Raw genomic sequence first — 6,981 nt, 5'->3', positions numbered from 1 at the left:
CTCCAAACTCCAGGGGGGGTTGGGCTTCGTTCGCCGATGCTCGATGCCGTGCGCTTCGCAGATCATGTCGAAGCGCATCTGCCGGGAATAGCTCTGGTTCCGGTTCCGTGGCTGATCTGCGAATTGGATTCCCTTCGCCATTGGGCTTGAACCAATGGCGCCTCAATGGCTCAGTCAGTGAGGATGGTGTGGATCCGGCAGGGCCCTGCCTGCAAGAGGTTTTCCAGGAACTCCCATGCGGTCTTGCGATCAGCTTTTTCGATCAGTTGGGTCACAGCAAACCTGCTGGTGCGGTCAATGCCCACAAAGAGATACAGCCAATCGTCGGCGATGTCGACATAGAAGAAGCCGATCGGAGTGCGCTTGAACGTCTGCTGCCTGGGCTTGTCGCCGCTGACATCCTCCGGTCTTGAAATCTCATGTCTCTGCAAACAGCGATGAAGGGCCGATCTGCTGAGATGCGGGAGGCTCGGCTGCAGGGCATAGAGGCAGTCGTCCAGCAGCCGTAAAGTATGGCGCCGGAAGGCATGACGATGGTCTCCTCGCCCTCGGATAGCATCGTCGAACGGGGCTCCTTCGGTCCCGTCTGCGCTCCTCTGCCGAGGATCGTTTGCGCCACTTCGCAACCGTCTTCGGATGAATCCCGAAGTCCCTGCTCAGCTCCGCGAGCCCTCAAGGCTGCCTTTGGGCCAATGGCAGGCAGGTTTTCGTCCTGCGATCATTCGGGCCTGCCGTTGAGCCGATGGCGGGCAGGCCCTCAGTATTGCTGCTCGCACGGCCTGCCCTCGCCATGGTCACTCGGACCAATGGCGTGCCATGGCTCGATCGTGGCGCTTCCATGACGAATTTGTCCCATAGGACATCCTTCCATTCCTGCGAAAGGATCACAGCCTCAAACCGTGGGATCAAACACCTAAGCGATGGACACTGCCTGAGCGCCCTTCGTGCGCAATACGCCGGCTCAATCATGATGCGATGCCATGGCCGAAATGTTTGTGAGGACGCTGAAGAGTGCCTGCGTCCCGTTCAAGCCGCTGCCGAATGATTGGTGATTTCCCGGACGGATCGCCGGCTGGTTCCGGCAGGATACTGAAAGCGACAGGCTTTCAGAACGGAGGCTGCGATCACCCCGGGCTTCAGCGCAGATCACATTGTCACCGCGCGCCGCTCCTTTGCCTGCCGACCCCGACAGGGGGGGCAGAACGCATATCTGGCACCGGCGGCGAGGTTTCCGGTCTGTCGCTGTGCCCGCTCAGGGGATCACAGGGTATGCTTTGCGTGCCAATAGGTCTCGAGAGCTGCCTTTTCAGGCGTGCTCAGACTTCCTGCCTTGATCAGCACATCCGCCAGGCGATCCGCGCGCAGAACATCAATCCCCGCCGTGCCATCTGAGGTGACTGACGTATAGCTGACCGCGCCGAGATGGGTCACGAAGGCCAGCTCATAGCCCCCTGCGGGGAGAACGACCGGCAGGCTGTCGCCGTCGTCGAGCAGATGCCAGCGGTCGGGCACTCCGGTCTCAGTGATCTCGGTCGCTGATATCACCCGCTGGTATCCGGCCCGCGCGCCGATGTTGATGTTGATCCGGCCGATCTGCAGCCCGCGTCCCTCAATCCCGGCATAGGCCGGAACCCGGGCGGCTTCGGGATTGTTGTTGACCAGCGCGATGGCAAAGGGCGCGCCTGAGCCAGGCTCGGCCGTGGTCGTTGCCGTCAGAGAGATCAGCCAGCCTTCGCCCTCGGGGGTGATGCTGGTGGTGCAGCCCGTTGCGCGGGCGGTGCCCGTCTCAAGGTTAAAATTGGCGAATTTGGCCGAGCCAAACCATTGGGATCCAAGCGCGATCTGCAGCACAAAAGCCGCTCCGCGTCGCGCCGTCATGCTGATCGTGGCCGCTGTTCCGACCGGACCAAAAGGCACCATCTGGCGCACAAAGGCATTATGCTCTGTCGCAACGGCTTTTTCGGTCAGCGCACCGTCGATGAGATCGACCCCATAGCCGTCCCAGTTGACCCCCGTGGAAGGCGCCTCGGTCTGCCCGGGCATCAGATTGCGCCGCCCGCCTTTTGGCCAGCGCACCAGCAGCGGACGCGCCGCCGGGGTGGGCTGCAGTGCCAGCAGGCTGCCGCTGGCCGAACGCAGCCGCCCGATGGTTTGCCCCGCTGCCATGGCCGGTGTCACGCCGGTATGCTCCTGCCAGAGCCGATGGGCCGCCGGATCAAATCCGCCCGCGCGAAAGACCGGCGAAAGCGCATCCGGGCGCCAGCCCGCGCCGATTTGTGCGCCGAGAACCACCGGGGATACCGGGCTGAGGCCCATGCTGAGAGAGGTCATCTTCACTCCATCCTGCAGAAAATTACGCCAGTCCGATCGGACTGAGCGGGCTTTACATCCGGTCTTCGGTGTCGCGCAGGCAGTTCTGCCTTGCCCCGAACCTTCTGTCGTCCCGCACTCGTCCTTTGGTGCAGCAGCCTGCCTCGTTTAAGTTAACAAACCGCAAAGCCTGCGATCTGACCGGGAAGGGAGGCCTGGCAGCTCGTCAGCTCAGAAGGTGCCGGGCGGAGGTTTTGAAAGCCTTTCGCGGCGCGCGTGCGAATTTTAGCGCGGCGGCCTGAAAGAGCACTAACGGGTGCGTGATAATTGTTGACAAATTTTATCACATACCCTCAAAGAGGGCGATATGCACAGCCAGCCTCCGGGCAAGCCAGCGGGTTGCGATGGTTCGCCGTTGCGCCCGGAAGGGGACAGCCAAGGAGAATTGCTGTGCGACGCCCAGAGATGACCAATGATGACCGTGGCGTGACGGGATCACGCATGCTGCCCACACTGGGCCTTTTGCCGGTGATCGCGGTCAGCGCACTGGCGGCGGGGATGCCTGCCATGGCCCAGGAGGGCACGGTGCTGCTGGATGAGGTTCGCCTCAGCGGCGGGGCAGGGGGCGAAGCGGCCAGTGGCTATCGCACCACATTCGGCTCCTCGCCCAAGCTGCGTAAACCGCTGGCAGAGACGCCGAAAACCATCGCGGTGATCACCCAAAAAGAGATGGAAGAGCGCAATGCCACCTCGGTGCTGGAGGTGCTGCGCACCACCCCGGGGATCACGCTCGGCTCGGGTGAGGGGGGCACGCCGATGGGCGACCGGCCCTATGTGCGCGGCTATCAGGCGGCGACCGATATGATGATCGACGGGGTGCGCAACCTGGGCCGCACCTCGCAGGAGGCTTTTGCCACCGAATCCGTCGAAGTGGCCAAGGGGCCGGGCGGCACCTATTCGGGGCGCGGCGCGACCGGGGGCTCGATCAATCTGGTGTCAAAACAGGCACGTGAGGGCGAGAACTTTCAGCATGCCTCGGGCACGCTCGGCAATGCCGGCCAGAAGCGGCTCAGCTATGACGGCAACTTTGATCTGGGCGGCGGTCTGGCGGCGCGGCTTAATCTGATGGTGCAGGACGGCGGGGTGCCGGGGCGCGATGTGCTGAAAGACGACCGGCGCGGGATCGCTTTTGCGCTGGCCAAACGCTTTGGCGCGTCGAAACTGTCGCTGAACCTCTATCACAGCCGCTCCGATTCCACGCCGGATCTGGGGGTGCCGATGGGCAGCGCGGGCTATCGCCCGGCGTTGAACGGGGGGCTAAGCTTTGGCTCGGGGACGAAAGCGGATCCCTGGCGGCCGATTGAGCTGGCGGCGAAGGAGGCGTTTTACGGCTCGGCGCTGCGCGATTACCGCAGGGTGACCAACTCCAGCGCCCAGGTGAAGCTGGAGACCGAGCTTCGCCCCGGCCTGACCTGGACTTCGACGCTGGCGGTCATCGGCTCTGAGCAGGACTATATCGTCAGCCGCCCCACGGTGGTCACAGGGGCGGCGCAAAGCCCGACGGAGGATCGGGTGCAGCGCGATCTGCGCTCGGGCAACCGTCAGAATTCGGCCGTTGCCTTTCACAGCGTGCTGACCGGAGAGGGGCAGACCGGATCGCTGAAGCACAACTACGCCCTCGGGGTGGAGGTCTCGCGGGAGCGGATGCGCGCGCGCGCCTCCACCGGGTCTCCGGCGGTGGGGGTGACCTCGATCTCCAACCCCAATCCTTACCTGCCGGTCACCGGCACGCCGCTGACCTGGACGACCTGGAATCCCTTTGTCAAAACCGACACTTCGGCGCTTTATCTTTTCGACAGCATGACGCTGAGCGAGAAATGGACGCTTGATCTGGGGCTTCGTTATGACCGCTATGAGGTCAGCGACGGCACGCGGCGCAATGTTGACACCATGCTGAACTATTCCGCCGGGGTGAGCTATAAAATCGCGCCCCATGGCATGGCCTATGTCAGCTTTGGCACCTCGACGAACCCCTCGGGGGAATGCGCAGGCATGGCGGGCGGCGCGGATGGGGCCTCGGCCTGCACGCTTTCGGCGGGCAACGTCAACCTTGATCCCGAAAAGAACCGCAGCTTCGAGCTGGGCACCAAGTGGGAGCTTTATGACCAGCGCCTGCTGCTCTCTGCGGCGCTCTTTCGCACCGAGAAAACCAACGCGCGGGTGACCGATCCGGTCACCGGGGCAGGGGTCGCGCTGGCCGGGAAAAGCCGCGCGCAGGGGATTGAGCTGGGCGTGGCGGGAGAGATCAATGACCGCTGGGGCATTTCGGCCGGATATACCTATACGGATGCGAAATGGATCAATTCGGGCGGCACCCGCGCCGATGACGGCAATGCGCTGCAATTCGTCGGCAAGCATGGCTTCAGCCTCTGGTCGACCTATCAGGTCACCGACCGCGTGACGCTGGGCGGCGGGGCGACCTTTACCGACAGGCGCTACCTGACCACCGATAATACCGCCGTTCTGCCTTCGCAATGGCGCTTTGATGCCATGGCCTCTTTCCAGGTGGCGCAGAACACGGCCCTGCAGATCAACGTCAATAACGTCTTCGACGAGCGGCTTTACGATGCCTCGCATGTGGGCCTCTTTGCCAATCGCGCGCCGGGGCGCAGCATCACGGCGAAGCTTGACTACCGCTTCTGACGCGACGGACTAAGAGAATCCGGGGGCGAAAGGAGACTGCCGCCCCCGGTGCATTTCGATGAACAAACAACAGCGCAGGGGGGCTGCACGTTACGCCAGACCCTCTGCCAAAGGGGCCTGCCATGCTTGTGACCATCCCGGATCTGCTGACAAAAGAAGAGGTGGCTTATCTGCGCCAGGTGCTTGAGCAGACCGAGTGGATCGATGGCCGTTCCACGGCGGGCGATCAGGCGGCGGTGGTCAAGCACAATCTTCAGGTTCCGCAGGACACTCCTCTGGCCGCTGAGTTAAGTGCCGTGATCCTGCGCGCGCTTGGCCGCAGTGCGGTCTATTCCTCCGCCGCGCTGCCGCTGCATGTGCTGCCGCCGATGTTCAACCGCTATGACCCGGGCATGACCTTTGGTGCGCATGTCGACGGCTCGATCCGGGTGGTGCCGGGCACCGCGCAGCGCATCCGGACCGATGTCTCCACCACCGTCTTTCTGAGTGATCCGGACGAATATGACGGTGGCGAGCTGGTCGTGCATGACACCTACGGCAGCCATGCGGTCAAGCTTCCCGCAGGTCACGCGGTGGTCTATCCGGCGACCTCGCTGCATTCGGTCACCCCGGTCACCCGCGGCTCCCGCTGGGGCTCTTTCTTCTGGGCGCAGTCGATGATCCGCGACGACTGGCAGCGCCATATGCTTTATGATCTCGACCAGAGCATCATGCGGGTGCGCAGTCTGGTGCCCGATGATGATCCGGCCGCCACCGGGCTGACGGCGCATTATCACAACCTCATCCGCGCCTGGGCCGAGATCTGAGCGGCATGGCGCAGATCCCCCCCGATGTGGTCTCGCTGGCCGATTATGCCCGCCATGCGGCTTTGATCCTGCCGGAAGACCGCCGCGCCTATATCGACGGGGCGGCGGCGGACGGGCTGACGCAGCAGGCCAATGCCAGCGCCTGGCAGGCCATCCGGCTGTCAGGGCGGGTCCTGAGGGATATGCGCGGCGCCTCCACCGCGCTGGAGCTGCTGGGGCTGCGGCTCGCGCATCCCCTGATCCTTGCGCCGGTGGCCTTTCACGCTCTGGCCCATCCGGACGGCGAACATGCGACGGCCCTGGGGGCCGCTGCCGCTGAGGCGGTGATGACCGTCTCAACCGAGGCCGGACTTTCTCTCGAAGAGATCGCTTCCCGTGCGCAGGGGCCGCTGTGGTTTCAGCTTTATATGCAGCCGCGCCGCGCCGATACGCTGCAGCTCATGCGCCGCGCTGAGGCGGCGGGCTACCGCGCCCTGGTGGTCACCCTTGACGCCCCGGTCAATGGGTTTCGCAACGCAGAGGTCCGCGCCGGCTTTCGCCTGCCCGAGGGGCTGCGGGCCGTGAACCTCGACGGTATGAAGCGCGCTGAGATCCTTGCAAAGCCCGGGCGGGCCGTGACTTTTCTGGGCCTGCTCGACCAGGCGCCCCGGTGGGAGGATCTGCACTGGCTGATCACAGAGAGCCGCCTGCCGGTTCTGGTCAAAGGCATTATGACGCCGGAGGATGCGGTTGTGGCGGCAGAAGCCGGGGCGGCGGGGATCGTGGTCTCAAACCATGGCGGGCGGGTGCTCGATACGCTGCCCGCCACCGCAGAAGCCCTGCCGCGGATCGCCACAGCCCTTGGGGGCCGGATTCCGGTGATCTGCGATGGCGGACTGCGGCGCGGGACAGATGTGCTGAAGGCCCTGGCACTCGGTGCCACGGCGGTGATGATCGGCCGCCCTCAGCTGCATGCGCTGAGCCTCGGCGGTGCGGCAGGGGTCGCGCATATGCTGTCGATCCTGCGGGCAGAACTTGAGGTCGCGATGGCGCTGACCGGCGTGGCACAGCTTTCGCAGGCAGATGCCGGGGTTCTCTGGCCGCGGGGCGCCAGCCAGGGATCTGATCCGACGTTCTGATGGCAGAATGCCTGTTGGACTGGTTTCATCAAAGTGCGCCAGGA

General features: G+C 64.2%; 4 protein-coding genes and 1 pseudogene. 3 read left to right on the top strand and 2 right to left on the bottom strand.

The features are described 5' to 3' along the window. Nucleotides 1–669, bottom strand: a pseudogene (locus EG244_RS21640) (IS481 family transposase); the annotation flags it as partial. A gap of 591 nt (nucleotides 670–1,260) precedes the next feature. After that, nucleotides 1,261–2,331 (bottom strand): hypothetical protein, encoded by a 1,071-nt coding sequence (locus tag EG244_RS07475; RefSeq protein ID WP_124964379.1) that lies wholly within the window; start codon nucleotides 2,329–2,331, stop codon nucleotides 1,261–1,263. Nucleotides 2,332–2,760: 429 nt separating this feature from the next. Between EG244_RS07475 and EG244_RS07470 the strand changes: the two genes are divergently transcribed. From EG244_RS07470 to EG244_RS07460, 3 genes are all read left to right on the top strand, one after another. Then, nucleotides 2,761–5,013, top strand: a complete 2,253-nt coding sequence (locus tag EG244_RS07470) for a TonB-dependent receptor (protein ID WP_124964378.1) — start codon at nucleotides 2,761–2,763, stop codon at nucleotides 5,011–5,013. A gap of 122 nt (nucleotides 5,014–5,135) precedes the next feature. Beyond that, complete coding sequence (locus tag EG244_RS07465) at nucleotides 5,136–5,819, top strand: Fe2+-dependent dioxygenase (RefSeq protein ID WP_124964377.1); 684 nt, start codon at nucleotides 5,136–5,138, stop codon at nucleotides 5,817–5,819. 5 nt (nucleotides 5,820–5,824) lie between these two features. Then, a complete protein-coding gene (locus tag EG244_RS07460; RefSeq protein WP_124964376.1) occupies nucleotides 5,825–6,937 on the top strand; it encodes an alpha-hydroxy acid oxidase in 1,113 nt (370 codons plus the stop codon). The last annotated feature ends 44 nt before the right edge of the window (nucleotides 6,938–6,981 follow it).

The sequence above is a fragment of the Falsigemmobacter faecalis genome (genome assembly GCF_003863335.1).
Lineage (GTDB): Bacteria > Pseudomonadota > Alphaproteobacteria > Rhodobacterales > Rhodobacteraceae > Wagnerdoeblera > Wagnerdoeblera faecalis.
This window is presented reverse-complemented; position numbering and strand designations above follow the sequence as displayed.

What these genes read in the sequence shown, in the direction of transcription:
- EG244_RS07460 (WP_124964376.1), top strand. Translation starts at nt 5,825, where the DNA reads ATGGCGCAGATCCCCCCCGATGTGGTCTCGCTGGCCGATTATGCCCGC.
- EG244_RS07475 (WP_124964379.1), bottom strand. Translation starts at nt 2,331, where the DNA reads ATGACCTCTCTCAGCATGGGCCTCAGCCCGGTATCCCCGGTGGTTCTC.
- EG244_RS07465 (WP_124964377.1), top strand. Translation starts at nt 5,136, where the DNA reads ATGCTTGTGACCATCCCGGATCTGCTGACAAAAGAAGAGGTGGCTTAT.